The 15,786-nt window shown below is 58.2% G+C and carries 13 protein-coding genes; 2 read left to right on the forward strand and 11 right to left on the reverse strand.

Annotation, left to right across the window (positions count from 1 at the left end; translation table 11 throughout):
- Nucleotides 1-47: 47 nt before the first annotated feature.
- Nucleotides 48-1,103, forward strand: a complete 1,056-nt coding sequence (locus tag A7976_RS02225) for an NADP(H)-dependent aldo-keto reductase (RefSeq protein ID WP_067106310.1) — start codon at nt 48-50, stop codon at nt 1,101-1,103.
- Between the two features lie 453 nt (nt 1,104-1,556).
- On the opposite strand, the gene A7976_RS02230 is transcribed toward A7976_RS02225, so the two are convergent.
- Complete coding sequence (locus A7976_RS02230; protein WP_067106312.1) at nt 1,557-3,473, reverse strand: U32 family peptidase; 1,917 nt, start codon at nt 3,471-3,473, stop codon at nt 1,557-1,559.
- Between the two features lie 125 nt (nt 3,474-3,598).
- On the opposite strand from A7976_RS02230, the gene A7976_RS02235 reads away from it, so the two are divergent.
- Nucleotides 3,599-4,855 (forward strand): GGDEF domain-containing protein, encoded by a 1,257-nt coding sequence (locus A7976_RS02235; protein WP_082877934.1) that lies wholly within the window; start codon nt 3,599-3,601, stop codon nt 4,853-4,855.
- A 9-nt stretch (nt 4,856-4,864) separates the two neighbouring features.
- Here the strand turns inward: A7976_RS02235 and rpiA are convergent, their stop codons facing one another.
- The 10 genes from rpiA to A7976_RS02285 all read right to left on the reverse strand — a co-directional run bounded on the left by rpiA (nt 4,865) and on the right by A7976_RS02285 (nt 15,776).
- Nucleotides 4,865-5,548 carry a ribose-5-phosphate isomerase RpiA gene (gene rpiA, locus A7976_RS02240; protein ID WP_067106316.1) on the reverse strand — a complete coding sequence of 228 codons (684 nt, stop codon included), beginning with the start codon at nt 5,546-5,548 and terminating at the stop codon, nt 4,865-4,867.
- A 45-nt stretch (nt 5,549-5,593) separates the two neighbouring features.
- Nucleotides 5,594-6,583 (reverse strand): dihydroxyacetone kinase subunit DhaK, encoded by a 990-nt coding sequence (gene dhaK, locus A7976_RS02245; protein ID WP_067106317.1) that lies wholly within the window; start codon nt 6,581-6,583, stop codon nt 5,594-5,596.
- A 113-nt stretch (nt 6,584-6,696) separates the two neighbouring features.
- Nucleotides 6,697-7,329: a dihydroxyacetone kinase subunit DhaL gene (dhaL, locus tag A7976_RS02250; protein ID WP_067106318.1), complete on the reverse strand. Its 633-nt coding sequence runs from the start codon at nt 7,327-7,329 to the stop codon at nt 6,697-6,699.
- A 193-nt stretch (nt 7,330-7,522) separates the two neighbouring features.
- The gene (locus tag A7976_RS02255) at nt 7,523-7,774 is read right to left on the reverse strand and encodes a hypothetical protein (protein ID WP_067106319.1); all 252 of its coding nucleotides are present in this window, start codon (nt 7,772-7,774) and stop codon (nt 7,523-7,525) included.
- A gap of 218 nt (nt 7,775-7,992) precedes the next feature.
- Nucleotides 7,993-8,364, reverse strand: coding sequence for a DoxX family protein (locus A7976_RS02260; protein WP_067106322.1), 372 nt, complete (start codon nt 8,362-8,364; stop codon nt 7,993-7,995).
- An 82-nt stretch (nt 8,365-8,446) separates the two neighbouring features.
- A complete protein-coding gene (locus tag A7976_RS02265; protein ID WP_067106323.1) occupies nt 8,447-9,631 on the reverse strand; it encodes a diguanylate cyclase in 1,185 nt (394 codons plus the stop codon).
- A 258-nt stretch (nt 9,632-9,889) separates the two neighbouring features.
- Complete coding sequence (gene ettA, locus A7976_RS02270; RefSeq protein ID WP_067106324.1) at nt 9,890-11,554, reverse strand: energy-dependent translational throttle protein EttA; 1,665 nt, start codon at nt 11,552-11,554, stop codon at nt 9,890-9,892.
- A gap of 100 nt (nt 11,555-11,654) precedes the next feature.
- Nucleotides 11,655-13,892, reverse strand: coding sequence for an ATPase, T2SS/T4P/T4SS family (locus A7976_RS02275; RefSeq protein WP_067106325.1), 2,238 nt, complete (start codon nt 13,890-13,892; stop codon nt 11,655-11,657).
- A 2-nt stretch (nt 13,893-13,894) separates the two neighbouring features.
- Nucleotides 13,895-15,121, reverse strand: a complete 1,227-nt coding sequence (locus tag A7976_RS02280) for a sensor histidine kinase (RefSeq protein WP_067106326.1) — start codon at nt 15,119-15,121, stop codon at nt 13,895-13,897.
- 1 nt (nt 15,122) lies between these two features.
- A complete protein-coding gene (locus A7976_RS02285; RefSeq protein WP_067106334.1) occupies nt 15,123-15,776 on the reverse strand; it encodes an ATP/GTP-binding protein in 654 nt (217 codons plus the stop codon).
- Between the last annotated feature and the right edge of the window lie 10 nt (nt 15,777-15,786).

The following is a 15,786-nucleotide window of genomic DNA, read 5'->3' on the forward strand; positions in this document are numbered from 1 at the left end:
AATACCGCATCGCGGTAGAATCGGCCGACACCTATCAGGAAAGCCTCATGGAACACCGTCATCTAGGAAGCAGCAACCTCAACGTCTCCGCCATCTGCCTCGGCACGATGACCTTCGGCCAGCAAAACAGCGAAGCCGAAGCCCATGCGCAACTCGATTACGCCGTCGCGCAAGGCATCAATTTCATCGACACCGCAGAAATGTACCCGGTGCCGCCACGCGCCGATACGGTGACCCGCACCGAGACCATCGTCGGAAACTGGCTGAAAAACCAGCCGCGCGACAAGATCATCCTCGGTACCAAGGTCGCCGGCCCGCGTCGCAATATGGAGTGGATACGCGGCGGCCCGAAATCGATGGATCGCGCCAATATCCGTGCCGCCATCGAAGGCTCGCTCAAGCGCCTGCAGACCGACTACATCGACCTTTATCAACTGCACTGGCCGGAACGCAACGTACCGATGTTCGGGCAGTATCAGTTCGACCCGGCGCAGGAGTTCGAGAATGGCCGCCAAAAGGACTGGCTATCCATCCGGGAACAACTGGAAGCGTTGACCGAGCTTGTGAGTGAAGGCAAGGTGCGTTACGTCGGCGTTTCAAATGAGCAACCGTGGGGCGTGATGGAGTTTTTGCGCATTGCCAAGGAATACGGGCTGCCGCGCATCGCATCCATCCAGAATTGCTACAACCTCATCAATCGCGGCTTCGAATTCGGTCTGGCGGAAATCGCCTACCGCGAAAACGTCGGCCTGCTCGCCTATTCCCCGCTCGCCTTCGGCCACCTTTCCGCCAAATATCAATCAGATCCACAAGCTCAGGGCCGCGTCACGCAATTCAAGGGCTTCGCGCAACGTTACGAAAAACCCAACGTGCAACCGGCCGTCGCCGCCTATGCGGAACTCGCGCGCAAACATGGCATGACGCCGGCGCAGATGGCACTATCGTTTGTGTACCGCAGATGGTTTGTGACCAGCACGCTCGTGGGCGCCACGTCGCTACCGCAGCTGGAAGAAAACATTGCCGCCTGGGAAAAGCCATTGCCGGAAGAAGTCATGAAGGAAATCGAAGGCCTGCATCTTCGCTACATGAATCCCGCACCCTGAACACAAAGCTTCTTAATGCGGCGAATACAGATCGCACGCATGCGTGAATTATATCGTCACATCTACCGTTGCATCGACATCCAGCCATCCTTAGGCCGATGGCGGCGAGCTCTAGCAACGATAGACCGGATCGCAGCGTGCTTCGGAACTAGCCTTTGTGATGTGTTTCCAGCCTGTCCTTGCAACGTTTGCAAACCCAGCGTTGATGTAGCCGATCTGCGGTGACGATTTGCATGCCGCCCTCAGCGGGGCAGGAGTTTTTGCATTGCGTGCAGAACTTGTCTCCCGGTTGTCTTGAGGGGAGCCATCGTTCCGAGATAACAGTCATGACCTTGCCTAACGGGGTTACTGAACTTTCATCATACCCCTACCAGCGGCGAATAACCTCCCACGCCCGAATTTTCTGCCCGAAATCCTAGATCAGGCGTTTCAACCGGACATCGAAAATCGCGGTCAAGGCCGTCTGGTGTGGAACTGTACCGGCTGCGGCTGCGCCATCTGCAGTACCGGCTTGCGGATTTTCCCCATGACGTGCATTTCGCAGCGCTTGCAATCGAATTTGAGCGTAATGCGGTCCTTGCCGTTGACTAGCGTCATCGGCTCGGCGGTAATCGTGCCCTGCACGCCGATAACGCCCTTGGCTTCCTTCGGGCACATCGCGAAACTATAGCGCAGGCAGTGCTTGGTAATCATGACCGGCACCTCGCCCAATTCCTCATTAGCCTCGTAGGCGGAAGCGATGGCCTGAACGCCGTGCTTTTCGTAGAAGGCGCGGGCCTTGCGATTGTATATGTTGGCGAGATAACTCAGCGTATCTTCGGGATAGATCGCCGGCGGCTCGGCGGGCATGCCTGGCGCCGGTCGCCGATAGCCATTCGCGCGCACCTGCTGCAGTTGCGATACCGCATCGCGACGCAGCGCGTTGACAACTGATGCCGGCACGAACCAGGGCTGCCCGATGTCGAGATTAATCTCCTTGACCGAAAAATCGGTGCCGCCGAGCTTGCCGAGATTCTCACGCAACGCGGCTTCAGCCTTCTCGGGATTCTGTGCCGGCAGTTTATCGGCAATGCACTGCGCCTCGGCGGTGAAACCATCGGCGTCAGTCACGACGAGCGCGAAGCCGTCGTTTGTTTCCTTGACCGTCAATGCAACGGGAATGCGCCGCTCCGCCGAAGGCTTTTCCAGCTGGCGCATGTACGCATGGTCGCGGTTACGGTACACGGTGGTATTGCGGCGCAAATCGGCAGGCATCTCGTTTGGATATAGCCGCTTGCCCTGCACGGTATTGACGCGTAGCCCCACCAGTTCCTTGTGCACGTCGAAAAAACATACACCGTCGCCGTTGTGCAATTCAAGCGTTGTATCGACCTCGAAGTGATCCTGCCCCACGCGCGTCACCTTTCCGATTTCCTCACCGGCGAACTTGGGCGTATCGAATGCGCCGACGTCCTCGCCTCGGCCGTGAATGAAGTATTCCGTGGTACTGCGATTGAAGGTCTTGTCCGGCTGCGGCGTGAAGCTATAGGTACAGAGGCCCGAGGATGAGCGCGCGTATTCCGGCATCTCGTCGAGCAGCCCGTCCAGCAACTGGCGGTAATGGGCAGTGGCGTTCTTGACGTAGGCCATGTCCTTGTAGCGGCCCTCGATCTTGAATGAACTCACGCCCGCCTCGATCAGCGCGCGCAAGTTCGCGCTCTGGTCGTTATCCTTCATCGACAACAGGTGCTTGTCCTTGGCGAGCATGCGTCCCTGCGAGTCTTCCAGCGTGTAAGGCAAGCGGCATTCCTGCGCGCACTCGCCCCGGTTGGCGCTGCGGCCACTGTGGGCGTGGCTGATGTAGCACTGGCCGCTGAATGCAACGCACAAGGCGCCGTGGACGAAATACTCCAGATGGCAGGAAGTTGCCTCAGCCACCTTGCGGATGGTCGCAAGATCCATCTCACGCGCCAGTACGATTTGCGAAAAACCGACCTGGTCGAGGAATACCGCTTTTTCGACCGTGCGGATATCGGTTTGCGTGCTGGCGTGCAGCTGGATTGGCGGCAGATCCATCTCCAGCAGGCCCATATCCTGCACAATCAACGCATCCGCGCCGGCTTCGTAAAATTGCCACGCAAAATCGCGCGCTGCTTCCAGCTCGTTGTCGTGAAAAATGGTGTTGAAGGCGACGAATACGCGCGCATGGTAGCGGTGCGCATGCGCGGCAAGCCGCGCAATGTCGGCGACGGAGTTTTCCGCCTTGGCACGCGCGCCGAACGCCGGGCCGCCGATATAAACCGCGTCCGCGCCATGATTCACGGCCTCGATGCCGATATCGGCATTGCGGGCGGGAGCAAGCAGTTCTAGATGGCGCGGGTTCGTTTGCATAATGCTTGATAAATCAATGGGGTGCGTACTATAACATATGCTCGTTCAGATGCTTTTCAGGGAAACTGTTTAGAAAACGCAAATCCTTGACCCTAAAAGATATTTAATTCATTCTAACCAGACGAATGAACACACCAGCCAAAGACTTGACGGGGTCGTCAGTTGCCGGTGGTACTCCTGAAACTGACCAACTCGAAACGCTGGTCCAGATCGAATTGGTCGGCACGCTGGCCCGTCAATCCCGCGATGCGTCGCTAATTGCGCCGATTGGATCCTTATTTTTGGCGTTTCTTCAAATCGGCTACGTTCCGCTCATGTCCATCCTGGCGTGGCTGGCGCTGGTAACCATACCCGATGCACTGACTCTCCTGCGATCCTACAAATTCGACCGGGTTCCCCGAACACTGGCCGCCATGCGATCCTGGCAAGCCCATCAGACATTGATCCACAGCTTTGCCGGCCTCGCCTGGGGCTCTTCCATGGTTTTTTTCGTGGGCGATGCCACTCCGATCGAGCACGAAATGAAAATCGTCCTGGTGCTAATGGTAGTCAGTGCGCTTGCGGTCATTCCGGTCTCGACCTCACTCGCTTCGCTGACCGGTTTTCTGATCGGCATCACCGCGATTCCCTTGTTCCATTATTTTGCCGGATCGCATCCGGGCCATCTCTGGCTGGCCTTAGGCTCGCTCATCCTGCTGGGTTGCGCATTGCATTTCGGCCGGATCGCCCATCAGCAGATTCGTGCGCACGTATTGAGTTCGGCGATTAACGACCGCTTGGCATCGGCGCTCAGCGACGCCAACCTGACCATCAACGAGACCAACCGCAAGTTGCAGGAAAAGAACCTGGCATTGACCCATGCGATGGAAAACCTCAACAACCAGGCCACGCACGACGAACTGACAGGCCTCTACAACCGTCGCTATATCCTGCAACGACTGGAAGACCAGTGGCAGGACATCCGCCGATACCATACCGCCTGCTCCATCGCGCTACTCGATATCGATCACTTCAAGCTCGTCAACGATAGATTCGGTCATGGCATCGGCGACCTTGTGTTGAAGGGATTCGCCAGCCGCATTCAGGGCGAATTGCGCCAAGGCGACATATTCGCGCGCTATGGAGGCGAGGAATTCCTGCTCGTGCTGCCAATGACCGAACTGGAAGCAGCCGGCAAACTGGTCGACCGCTTGCGGCAAATCATCGAAGAGACGCCTATCATCGATGAGCCGCTGACCATATGCATCAGAAGCTCATTCGGCGTGGCGGAATTATTGCCCGCCGAAGCCGTGCACGACTGCATTTCACGCGCCGACCGCGCTCTTTATCGCGCAAAGGAAAGCGGAAGAAATCGCGTGGAGCTTGCCGGTAAGGATAACTGAGACAGCTAGCTACTTGCCGTTCCAGCGTTCCTCGACGCGACCGTCCTGCGCCACGAATACGGCAGCGGCAAGGCCTTGAAAAATTCCGTGCTCCACAACTCCTGGCGTCGCATTAAGCATGCCGTTCAAAGCCTGGCTGTCGATGGAAGAATCGAACACCATATCGAGCACCAGGCTGCCGTGCGAGGTGACCGCCAGCCCGTCCTTGCTCGCGTTCTGCCGCAAACCGCCGCGACCGCCCAATGATTCAAGCGTGCGTTTCGCCAGTTGCCAGGCAAAGGGAACGACTTCGATCGGGATCGGAAATTTCTCGCCTATCCTGCTCACCAGCTTGCTTTGATCCACCAACACGATGAACCGATCTGCCGCACGCGCCAATAACTTCTCGCGTACCAGATCCGATCCGCGCCCCTTAAGCAATGTCATGTCCGGCGTGACTTCATCGGCACCATCGACATAAAGATCGAGGCGGCTGACATGCTCCATTGCTACCAGCGGCAACCCCAGGCTTTGCGCCTTGATCGCGCTGATGACCGAGCTGGATACGGTCGAGACTTCCAGTCCTTCTTCGCTCTTGCGGCGGGCAAGCTCTTCGATGAAGTAGTTCGCCGTCGAGCCGGTTCCAAGGCCGACCAGCATGCCGTCTTCCACCAGCCTTGCAGCTTGATAAGCCACGAGTTCCTTATCGTTCATGGTGCATTCCTCCAGTTATGAGCTTGCGGGGTCCCTGTAGCGCAATTACCTTCCCCAGCGCAATGCGGCAGTATGCACGGGCGCGTCCCAATGACGGCGTATTTCCTCATCCAGCAGGCATACGGTAATCGACGCGCCAGCCATTTCCAGTGAAGTAGTGTAATCGCCGACCAGCGAACGGGTGACATTCACGCCATGCCGTTTCAGCAGCTTGGCTGCCGAGTTGTAAAGGACATACAACTCCATCAGCGGCGTCCCGGTGAAACCGTTCACCAGCAGCAAGGCTTCGCTGCCCTGTGCCGGCTTCAGGTCTTCCAGAATCGCACTCACCAGATCGGCGACGATTTCATCGGCGCTGCGCATCGCCTCGCGCCTGCGGCCGGGCTCGCCGTGAATGCCGACGCCCATCTCCAGCTCATGATGCTCGATATCGAAAGTCGGGCGGCCGGCGGCGGGAACCGTGCAACTGGTCAGAGCCACGCCCATCGAGGCGGTGCGGCTGTTGACGCGGTCGCCCAGGACTTTGCAGGCGGCCAGGTCGGCGCCCGTTTCGGCGAGGCTGCCGACGACCTTTTCAACGATCACCGTGCCGGCAACGCCGCGGCGGCCGGTGGTGTAGGTGGAGTTTTCCACGGCCACATCGTCGCTGGTGATCACGGTGGCATGCTCGAAGGGCAGCATTTCAGCGGCCATTTCAAAGTTCATGACGTCGCCGGCATAGTTTTTTACGATAAACAGCACACCACGGCCGCTTTCGGCAGCGACGGCCGCAGCCAGCATCTGGTCGGGCGTCGGCGAAGTAAACACGTGGCCGGGGCAGGCCGCATCCAGCATGCCGTAGCCGACAAAACCGCTGTGAAGCGGCTCATGGCCCGATCCGCCACCGGAAATCAGCACCACCTTGCTTTCCGCCTTGCTGGCGCGCACGAGGTAATTCGGGTCGAGATTGAGGCTGACAATGTCACGATGCGCCGCCGCAAAACCGGACAGGCTTTCAACCAGCAGGTCATCGACCTGATTGATGAATTTTTTCATTGGACTTCTCCTAAATCAATTTGACTACCGCCAAAACGCCGAAAGCGCCAAGGGAACCCGATCAAACGAATCCTTGTGGTTTGAATCCCCGACGAATCTGTAATGAGTATTTTTTATGGATTAGCGAGCGCCAGATCGCACACAGTGCAGATGATCACCTGACTGCTTTTTGCTCCAGGGTCGATATGGCCGATGGCCCGTTCGCCCAGGAAGGCCGCGCGCCCTTTGGTGGCTATCATGTCCCTGGTCGATTGCATGCCTTGCTGCGCCTCGCGCTTCAAGACTTCCAGCAACTCGGCGCGGCCATAGCCTTCGTCTGCCAGGCGAGTGAAAGTCTGCGATACGGGAATCAGCACATCCAGCATCGTCTTTTCCCCGACATCCGCCTTGCCACGCGCCTTGATTGCTTCGACCCCGGCTGCAAACGCGATGGCGATTTCCGGCAGCGTCTCGGCGCCTTCTTCCTTGACGGCTTTTGCCATCGACATGAAAAAACTGCCGATCAGCGGGCCGGATGCGCCGCCTATGGTGGAAAGCAGTTTCATGCCGATTTTTTGCAGCGCGGCATCCGGCGCAAGCGCAGCCAGTTCCTCGCGCATGCCGACAATAGTCGCACAACCACGTTTCATATTGATGAAATGATCGCCGTCACCGATGGCACGGTCCAGCGATTCGATTTCGGATTCGTGGGTAAGGAGAGCTTGATAAACGGCTTCGGCCGCTCGCAAAATGAATTCTGTGTTCATGCGCTTGCCTTGTCAGGAATGGCGGGAAAGCGCTTATGCTGCCAGCTTTTGGAAATCGAGCCAAGAGCGACAGCGTAGTGTCGGGAATTACATCGCCGTGTTGCCTGAAAAAACAAAAAACTACGGCCGATGCTGGACACGATCAAATCGTGACCCGGGCATCGGCCGTACTATCCAGCAAAAGTGCTAGAAATTACTTGGCTTCTTCAGCCGGAGCTGCCGGAGCTTCAGCAGGCGCTGCGGGTGCTGCAGAATCAGCGGGAGGAACCCAGCCGCCCGGTTCTGTCGGAGCCGGTTCAGGAGCGGCTTCTGCCGGAGCGCTTTGTGCAGGCGCGGAGGCTTCCGGTGCTGCCATATCGGCAGGCGCGGACTCGTCCTTCTTCTGGCAACCGGCCATCAGCAAGCCGGCGATGGAGAGAGCAAGCAACGTATGGATCAGTTTCATATAGTTCCTCCTTAAAAATTAGCGGGGTGCATATTAGCCACATCAGTATAAATACTATTGCGAATAATTTCATCGATTCCGTTGCAATCGACTGAATTTAATGCATATCCCAAGCGATTCATTTCAGATTGTGAAAATAATGACGCTTTTTCAAGCCCCCCGACATAAATTGGTCATCGAGGGGCTTTCATAAGTTCCTGCAATTTCGGCGATCCCGGCTATTTCCGGCAATCCACGCCCAGCGCAAGGGCGCCGCTGGCGGAAAGCAGCAGTAAGCCTCCGGCAATCGAGAGATTCTTGAGGAACAAGATCATTTGCATTTGATCGGCGAAGTTATGGTGAAAAATCACGGCTGCGGCAATCGAAAAAACCGCCAGGGCAAATGCCGCGATGCGCGTCTGGAACCCGATCACGAGGGCAATGCCGCCCAGGATTTCAAGCGCCAGGGTCGGCCAGACCAATATGCCCGGCACGCCCATGGATTCCATGAAACCTGCGGTGCCCGCCGGATCGGCAAGTTTACCGACACCGGAAATGATAAAAATCAAGGCCAACAGAATTCGACCGATCAAATGCATAGATGGATTCATGCGTTTCTCCTTTTATTTCATATGGTTGTTTAAAGGCGCATTGCGCATTGCATGATACCTTCATCTTGAGTCGATCGCTATTTCACCTTGCGAGCGTTCCTTTCGTCGGTGCCTCTTCTGCGGCGCCTATCAGGCGATTACGCCCGATTTCTTTCGCGCGATACATGCGCCGGTCGGCGATTTCTATCAGTTCGCTCCAGGATGCTGCCTCGTCCTCCACCCGTTCCGCCACCCCAATGCTGGCCGTGAGACTGCTTCCATCCGGCCGATAACCGAAGCCCGACCCGACGATGCGCTCAAGCGCCAGCCTCGCCTCGTCGGCGCTTGCACCGGGGAATACCAGCAAAAACTCCTCGCCACCCCAGCGCACCAGCAAATCGCTGGCGCGCAAATGAAGCTGTATCGCGGAAGCAGCACTCCGTATCGCAAGATCACCGGCATCGTGTCCGTAGGTATCGTTGATGCTCTTGAAGTTGTCCAGATCGAGAAAAGCTAGCGTCAGGCGCGTCCTGTTGCGCCTGGCCTGCTCGAACTGGAACTCCAGCATTTCCTGACCGCCGGCGCGAGCGAAGCAGCCGGTCAGCGAGTCCCGAATATTTTCGCGCACCAGCAGAATCATCAGCGCCAGTTGCGAACAACAGGACAAGGTCGCCACTCCGCTGATCAATACCAGCAACCACAGGGAACCGACAAACGACGGCCAGTTGAAAACCGGCAATTCCAGCGACGTGGCAACAATCTGCACCAACAGGATGGGCACGGTAATCGCGATGCTTTCGACATAAGTCAGCGGGAAAATACCCATGCCGGCCACCACGACGAATGGCAGGATGGTATATCCCATCGAAAAGCTGGTCGCCAGCCAGTCCAGATTGGCGCTGGCAAGATAGACGTAAACGAAGGAGTAAAACACCGCAGGCACCAGCAACATCAACAGCATATGGGCCAGTGCGGCATTGATCGTCATGACCCTGCGGGCCGAAATCGTCAGCCCCAGGAAACAAACTGAAGCGACGATATGTGCAACCGCCACCGCTTGCCATAAATTGGCCGGCAGGAACAAGGCATCCAGTGGAATCCACAGTGGCGTGCAGACGAAGAAAATCAGGCTGATCAGGCGAACCCGCGAGGCGATCACCGCTGCGCGCCTGGAGCAGAGAATAGGTATGTGCGCGTTGGAAATGAAAAGCCAGTAAAGCTCACGCCGTGAAATGTCACCCAACACGGCCTTGAAAGGCTCCAGAAAAACTATCCGCAGCAGATACATGCCAGCTCCTCTATGCCTGCAAGGCAGGTCGAGCGAACCCGAGAACCTACTGAAAAAGGTTCTCAGTACTAGATTGAGCTAATTTTTTCCGGATGGCAAGTGCAGAGCTTCGGCTTATGGGGCATCCAATGCCGATCGCTCAATACGGCGAAAAACGGATTGAGCGTGCTCGGCGAATTGAAAAACCCTCTGAAGAATTTGTGGAACATTTCAAAGAAAAACCCGCCATCCGCATACGAATGACGGGCGGGGAAATTACTATCGGGAAATCGGCTTGTAGCGTATCCGTTTCGGCTTGGCACCTTCTTCGCCCAGGCGTTTTTTCTTGTCGGCCTCGTATTCCTGGTAATTACCGTTGAAGAAGGTCCACTGCGAATTGCCTTCGGCGGCGAGGATGTGCGTCGCGATGCGGTCGAGGAACCAGCGGTCGTGCGAGGTCACCAGCACGCAGCCGGCGAATTCCAGCAGCGCATCTTCCAGCGCGCGCAGGGTTTCCACGTCGAGGTCGTTGGAGGGTTCGTCCAGCAGCAGCACGTTGCCGCCGGCGATCAGGGTCTTCGCCAAGTGCAAGCGCCCGCGCTCACCGCCGGAGAGGTTGCCGACGATCTTTTGCTGGTCGCCGCCCTTGAAGTTGAAGCGGCCGAGGTAGGCGCGCGACGGCATTTCGAATTTGCCGACCGAGAGGATATCAGCGCCGCCGGCGATGGTATCGAACACGGTTTTCGTGCCATCCAGCCCTTCGCGGCTCTGATCGACGGAGGCAATGTTCACCGTCGAGCCAATGACGATTTCGCCGCTGTCCGGCTGCTCGCGACCTTGCAGCATGCGAAACAGTGTGGATTTACCCGCGCCGTTGGGTCCGATGACGCCGACGATGGCGCCGGGCGGCACGCTGAACGACAGGTTATCGATCAGCAAACGTTCGCCGAAGCCCTTGGAAACGCCGTCGAATTCGATGACCTTGTCGCCGAGGCGCTCGCCGGGCGGAATGAAGATTTCCTGCGTTTCATTGCGCTTCTGGTATTCGACGGAATTCAGTTCCTCGAAACGGCTCAGACGCGCCTTGGACTTCGCCTGGCGTGCCTTGGGGTTCTGGCGCACCCACTCCAGTTCCTGCTTCATCGCCTTCATGTGGGCGTCGACCTGCTTGTTTTCCTGCTCCAGGCGCGCTTCCTTCTGCTCCAGCCAGCTGGAATAGTTGCCCTTCCATGGGATGCCCTGGCCGCGGTCAAGTTCGAGGATCCATTCGGCAGCGTTGTCGAGGAAATACCGGTCGTGGGTGACGGCTACCACGGTGCCGGGGAAGCGCACCAGGAACTGTTCCAGCCACTCCACCGACTCCGCATCCAGGTGGTTGGTCGGCTCATCGAGCAGCAGCATGTCGGGTTTGGAGAGCAGCAACTTGCACAGCGCCACGCGACGCTTTTCACCGCCGGACAGGTGTTCGATCTTCGCATCCCACTCCGGCAAGCGCAGCGCGTCAGCCGCAATCTCCAACTGGGTTCCTACGTCTGCGCCGCTGGCAGCGAGTATGTTTTCATACTTCGCCTGCTCTTCCGCCAGCTTGTCGAAATCGGCATCGGGTTCCGCATAAGCGGCATAGATTTCATCCAGCTTGGCCTGGGCTTGCATCACCTCGCCCATGCCGGATTCGACTTCCTGCCGCACCGTTTTGGCCGGATCGAGTTCCGGTTCCTGCGGCAGGTAGCCGATGGAAACGCCCGGCTGCCATTGCACCTCGCCTTCGAATTCCTTGTCCACGCCCGCCATGATGCGCAACACGGTGGATTTGCCGGAACCGTTGAGACCCAGAAGGCCGATCTTGGCGCCGGGGAAGAATGACAGGGAAATATCCTTGATGATTTGCCGCTTGGGCGGCACGACCTTGCTCACGCGGAGCATCGACATTACGTATTGGGCCATGATGCTTTTGCTTTGAAAGTAAAAGCGCGATTTTACCTGACGGCACGCTGCTTTAGGATTTGCTCGACACGTCCTTTTCGAAGCCCTGCGCTGCTCGGAATTACTTCTGCGCCCCGAGCACGCGCAGGACTTCTTCCGCTGTTGTCATTCCCGCATTGACCTTGTCGCGCGCGTCTTCGATCAGCGGCCGGGTGCCGCTATCGCGTGCCACGGCGGCCATTTCCAGCATGTTGGCGCCGCGTGCGATCAGATCGCGCAGCTTGTCGTCGGGCCACAGCACTTCATAAACGCCCAGGCGTCCCAGATAGCCGGTATGGTTGCAACGCGAGCAGCCTTTGCCGCGGAAGTGCTGCAGGGTTTGATCGGCGAACAATGCCCCGAGGCGCGAAACCACGGCCGGATCGGCTTGCACCTCTTCGCGGCAATGTTCGCAGATGCGGCGTACCAGGCGCTGGGCAATGATGCCTTCCAGCGCGGTGGCGATCACGTACGGCTTAAGGCCGAGATCGAACAGCCGCGCGATGGTGGCGACCGCCGAATTGGTGTGCAGCGTTGAAAACACCTGGTGGCCGGTCAGGGCGGCGTGGAAAGACACTTCCGCCGTTTCGATATCGCGGATTTCGCCCAGCAGGATCACGTCCGGGTCTTGCCGCAGAATGGAGCGCAGCACCACGGGAAATGTCAGGCCGATTTTCTCGCGGATCAGCACCTGTCCGGCGGCGTCGAGGTAGTACTCGACCGGGTCTTCCAGCGTCACATAGTTCTTGCTGGGCGTGGCGGTGTGCTGCAGCATCGCATACAGCGTGGTGGTCTTGCCGCTGCCGGTGGGACCGGTGGCGAGAATGATGCCCTGAGGCCTATCCATCATGTAGAGGATTTTTTCGAGATCGGGCGGCGAGAATCCCAAGCCCTGCATGCTGACAATCGCCGAGTTGCGGTCCAGCAAGCGCATCACGACCTTTTCGCCATTGATCGTCGGTAGCGTGGAAATGCGCAAATCGACGATGCGCAGCGGCGTCTTGATGGTGATGCGCCCGTCCTGCGGGCGGCGGCGCTCGCTGATGTCGAGGTCGGACATCACCTTCAGGCGCGACACCAGCGCCAGATAAAGATTATTGGGAATCTGGATCTTGTCCGCCAGCACGCCGTCGATGCGGTAACGCACCACTACGCTCTTGGTGCGCGGATGGATGTGGATGTCGCTCGCGCGCTGGCGGATGGCTTCCATGATGATCGCGTTCACCAGGCGAATCGCGGGAGGTTCTTCGGTACTATGCAGCAACTCTTCGAGCGAGCGTTCGTCGTCGTCCTGGTCGATGACGATCTCGATGCCTTCGTAGGGATCGACGCTGGACACCAGCGTTTCCATCTCCTCGAACGAGACGCCCTCTTCGGTTCCGTACACCTCGGCGATCTTGGCCTTGATCGCCGCCACGTCCGCCATCACCGCCTGAATCTCCAGCCCGGAGACGAAACGCAAATCCTCGATCAGCCCGGCATCCAGCGGATCGGCCATCGCCAACGTCAGCCGCTTGCCTTCCTGCTTGAGCGGCACCACCCATTGCCGCTCGCAGAAGCTGTGCGGAATCAGCGCCGCGATGGCCGGGTCGACGCGAAATTCCGGCAGTGCGACCTCCTCGAACATGAAGTCCTTGTGCAGGATGTCGCGGATGACTTTTTCGTTCACCCAGTCCTTTTCAACCAATAACCGGATTACCGGCTCCTTGCGTGTCTGTTGCAGGCGATGCAGTTCCTGCACTTGCTGGCTGGTCAGCAAATTGCGCTTGTTCAGCATGATCGCGAGCTGGCTGCGGTTGCTGACGGCGATCCTGGAAAGCGTGCTGATGGTCTTGTCCTTGCTCTCGTTTGCCTGTTGCAGCGCGCGGTTCTTGCGGATCAGTTCGTACTGCTCCAGCGCGAGCGCCACCGTCACGCGCAGGTCCTCGTCGTTCCACGGCTTGAGGATGAACTTGTACACCGCGCCTTCGTTGATCGCGCCCATCACGGCACCGGTGTCGGCATGGCCGGTGAGCATGATGCGTATCATGTCCGGCTGCAGCGACCGCGCCTGCTTGAGCAGTTCCGCGCCCGTCATGCCAGGCATCATGTAATCGCTGATGACGAGATGGAAAGCCCCGTTGCGCAGATGATCGAGTGCTTCGCGGCCGCTGGCGGCGGTCACGACATGGTAGTTCTCCTGCCGGAACACGCGCTGCAAGGCTTTCAGCACGTTCACCTCATCATCCACCAGCAGCATGCGGTACTGCAGCGACGTGCGGCGATCCTCGGCCGTTTCTTCGCCGGGTTTGCCTGTAAAAAGCGAGGATAGCCTGGACATGATCAACGGCCTTTCAGCGGAAGATGAACGGTAAAAGTGGTGCCTGCGCCGACGCGGCTTTCGACCTCGATATGGCCGCCGTGTGCGCGGACGATGTCGCGAGAGACGGTAAGGCCCAGTCCGATGCCCGTGCCAACCTCGCGCGTGGTGAAAAACGGATCGAATATCTTTGAAAGGTTTTCCGGCGCGATACCGCAGCCGTTATCCGAAATACGCACGCAGATATCGCCATCTTCCACGGCTGTCGATATGCGTATTTCACCCTGTTCTCCCACGGCTTGCGTAGCATTGAACAGCATCGCCAGCAGCACATCGTTGATATGGCCCGGCTGACACTGCAACGCCGGCAATTCGCCGAGATCGAGCACCAGCTGCGCCTTTTGCTGGATGCGGCTGCCGGCGACATTGCATACGGTGCGTATGCTCTCGTTGAGGTCGATGCGCTCCTCCTTGCCGTGTTCGATGCTGGAAAAGCCTTTGAGGTCGGAGACGATGCGCGCTACCCGATCCGCGCCGATGATGCTCTCCTGCAACAGGGACTGGAAATCCTCCAGCAGAAAATCCATGTCGGCCGTCTTCCAGGCCGTGAGGATTTTTTTCTCGTCGCCACTGGCTATCGCCGGCCGCAGCCCGGAGATATCCTTTACATAAGCGATCGCGCTGATGAGATTGCTGCGGATAAAGCCGATGGGGTTATTGATTTCGTGCGCGACGCCGGCCGCAAGCTGGCCGACAGAGGCCAGTTTTTCCGCCTGGTAAAGTTGCCGCTCGGCGGTCTTGAGGGTTTCGACCTGTGCCTGCACGCGCGCTTCCAGCTCTGCTGCGAGCGTGCGGTATTTCAGTTCCGACTTGAGCAGGGCTGCGTGTTCCTGCTGCAAACGCTGGTAATCGTGGCTGACCTGTTCTTCATGCAGCCGCGAAGCCATGCGATAGCGCATCTGGCTCTGGAGCAGGATTTCCACCAGCCCCGCCGCCGCCTTGAGCGTTTTGATGTTTGCCGGCGACTGCAAACGGCCGATGGGTTCGATATCGAGCATGATGCCGATGGTCGGCGCATCCACGGCTGCATTCCCCGACTCCAGCACCACCTCGTTTTTTTCGTCGCAAAGCCGGTAGTCTCCCAGCAAGGCAACGAGATGCCTGCCCAGGCGATCCGAAGCGAATACGCCCAGCAGCTCGCGCAAGGACAACTCGCGATCGAATGCGTCGCCTGGAGGCAGGGTATCCATCTCAGAAATCCTGAACTCCCATGCCCCGGATGAATCCGGCCGCATCGAGACCATGGTTTTTATCCATTTGGTACTTCCGATTCATATGCTGATAGACCGGCTCAAGCAACTGACGGAAAGTTTCGCCCACGCCTTCTCCGGACAATGCAGAAGCGAACACCAGCGGCCATTGCGCGTCTTGCCAGCGCTCCGAAATCTCCTCTTCGCTGAGAATATCCGGCAAATCGCGTTTGTTGAATTGCACCACCAGCGGCATGGCATCGAAATCCAGCCCCACGCGCGCGGCGTTCTCCGCGAGATTCTCGAAGGACTCGGCGTTGTTCAACACCTGGTTGCGCTGCGAATCGGCGACGAATACCACACCGTCGGCGCGCGACAGCACAGCCTTGCGCGTACCGTCGTGCGCCACCTGGCCGGGCACGGTGAACAGCTTGAATTTGACCAGCAGGCCGGAAGGTGCGCGAAAACCGAGCGGCAGCAGGTCGAAAAACAGGGTACGGTCGCCTTGCGTTTCCAGCGTCATGAGTTCGCCCTTCATGTCAGGCCTCAGCTGATCGTGCAACTGCATCAGGTTGGTCGTCTTGCCGCTCATCGCCGGGCCGTAATACACCAGCTTGATGGTCAGGCGGTTGGCATCTTCGTCGTAGTCGGCCATGGTTTAAAAC

This window comes from Methylobacillus sp. MM3 (assembly GCF_001645185.1).
Lineage (GTDB): Bacteria > Pseudomonadota > Gammaproteobacteria > Burkholderiales > Methylophilaceae > MM2.

Coding starts and splice junctions, on each gene's coding strand:
- A7976_RS02225 (WP_067106310.1), top strand. CDS start 48: ATGGAACACCGTCATCTAGGAAGCAGCAACCTCAACGTCTCCGCCATC.
- A7976_RS02230 (WP_067106312.1), bottom strand. CDS start 3,473: ATGCAAACGAACCCGCGCCATCTAGAACTGCTTGCTCCCGCCCGCAAT.
- A7976_RS02235 (WP_082877934.1), top strand. CDS start 3,599: ATGAACACACCAGCCAAAGACTTGACGGGGTCGTCAGTTGCCGGTGGT.
- rpiA (WP_067106316.1), bottom strand. CDS start 5,548: ATGAACGATAAGGAACTCGTGGCTTATCAAGCTGCAAGGCTGGTGGAA.
- dhaK (WP_067106317.1), bottom strand. CDS start 6,583: ATGAAAAAATTCATCAATCAGGTCGATGACCTGCTGGTTGAAAGCCTG.
- dhaL (WP_067106318.1), bottom strand. CDS start 7,329: ATGAACACAGAATTCATTTTGCGAGCGGCCGAAGCCGTTTATCAAGCT.
- A7976_RS02255 (WP_067106319.1), bottom strand. CDS start 7,774: ATGAAACTGATCCATACGTTGCTTGCTCTCTCCATCGCCGGCTTGCTG.
- A7976_RS02260 (WP_067106322.1), bottom strand. CDS start 8,364: ATGAATCCATCTATGCATTTGATCGGTCGAATTCTGTTGGCCTTGATT.
- A7976_RS02265 (WP_067106323.1), bottom strand. CDS start 9,631: ATGTATCTGCTGCGGATAGTTTTTCTGGAGCCTTTCAAGGCCGTGTTG.
- ettA (WP_067106324.1), bottom strand. CDS start 11,554: ATGGCCCAATACGTAATGTCGATGCTCCGCGTGAGCAAGGTCGTGCCG.
- A7976_RS02275 (WP_067106325.1), bottom strand. CDS start 13,892: ATGTCCAGGCTATCCTCGCTTTTTACAGGCAAACCCGGCGAAGAAACG.
- A7976_RS02280 (WP_067106326.1), bottom strand. CDS start 15,121: ATGGATACCCTGCCTCCAGGCGACGCATTCGATCGCGAGTTGTCCTTG.
- A7976_RS02285 (WP_067106334.1), bottom strand. CDS start 15,776: ATGGCCGACTACGACGAAGATGCCAACCGCCTGACCATCAAGCTGGTG.